Source organism: Kitasatospora sp. NPDC086791 (assembly GCF_040685975.1).
GTDB lineage: Bacteria > Actinomycetota > Actinomycetes > Streptomycetales > Streptomycetaceae > Kitasatospora.
The window spans coordinates 1-1399 of the sequence record NZ_JBFBOC010000080.1 but is presented as its reverse complement, the minus strand read 5'-3'; the positions used below and the strand labels follow the sequence as shown (position 1 = coordinate 1399).

Genomic DNA, 1399 nt, shown 5'->3' with positions numbered 1-1399 from the left:
TGCTGCTGGAGACGGTGTGGGAGACGTTCGAGGACGCGGGGATCGATCCGACGTCGTTGCGGGGCAGCCGGACGGGCGTGTTCACCGGCATCTGGTCCTCGGGCTATGGCGCCGGGGCGCAGCCGCCCGACCTGGAGGGCTACCTCTCGACGGGCACGGCGACGAGTGTGACCTCCGGGCGGGTGTCGTATCTGCTGGGGCTGGAGGGTCCGGCGGTGTCGGTGGACACGGCGTGCTCGTCGTCGCTGGTGGCGATCCACCTGGCGGCGCAGGCGCTGCGCTCGGGGGAGTGCTCACTGGCGTTGGCCGGCGGTGTGACGGTGATGGCGACGCCGGCGGGGTTCGTCGAGTTCTCCCGCCAGCGGGGGCTTGCGGCCGATGGGCGGGTGAAGGCGTTCGCCGAGGCGGCCGACGGTACGGCGTGGGGTGAGGGCGCCGGCTTGGTGCTGCTGGAGCGGTTGTCGGACGCCCGCCGTAACGGTCACCGGGTGCTGGCGGTCGTCCGGGGCTCGGCGGTCAATCAGGACGGGGCGTCCAACGGGTTGACCGCGCCGAACGGTCCGTCGCAGGAGCGGGTGATCCGTCAGGCGTTGGCGAACGCCGGGTTGGAGGCGTCCGAGGTGGACGCGGTGGAGGCGCACGGCACGGGGACGACGCTCGGCGATCCCATCGAGGCGCAGGCGCTGCTGGCGACGTACGGCCGGGACCGGGTGGAGCCGTTGTGGCTGGGGTCGGTGAAGTCGAACATCGGGCACACCCAGGCGGCGGCCGGTGTGGCGGGTGTGATCAAGATGGTCATGGCGATGCGGCACGGGCAACTGCCGCCGACGCTGCATGTCGACGCGCCGACCTCGCACGTCGACTGGGAGTCCGGAAACATCCGGCTGCTCACCGAGGCCCGGCCCTGGCCCGACAACGGCCACCTGCGTCGCGCGGGCATCTCGGCGTTCGGCATCAGCGGTACCAACGCGCACGTGATCCTGGAGGCACCGGCCGCGGATCCGGCCCCGGACCCGGCCGAGGAGACGTCGCCCGAGTCCCCTGCCGCTTCCACGCCCGCCCCTGCGGCCGCGGTGCCGGTGCCGTGGCTGCTGTCGGCGAAGTCGGACGCGGCCCTGCGCGACCAGGCCCGCAGGCTGCGCGGGTTCCTCGCCGAGCACCCCGAGGTCACACCGGCCGAGGTGGCCGCGGACCTGGCCGCGCGGGCTCGGTTTCCGCACCGTGCCGTGCTGACGGATCAGGCCGGCCTGGACGCACTGATCGGCGGAAAACCCGGCATCGTCACGGGCACTGCCTCCCCGGGGAGGTCGGCGTTCGTGTTCTCCGGTCAGGGTGGTCAGTGGGCGGGGATGGGGCGGGGTCTGTATCGCGAGTTCCCGGTGTTCGCGCGGGCGTTGGA

Annotated in this window: 1 protein-coding gene; it reads left to right on the top strand. The window is 73.1% G+C overall.

Annotation, left to right across the window (positions count from 1 at the left end):
• Positions 1 to 1399 (top strand): beta-ketoacyl synthase N-terminal-like domain-containing protein (locus AB0Q99_RS34300; RefSeq protein ID WP_363578187.1); only part of this gene is annotated, 1399 nt, incomplete at both ends.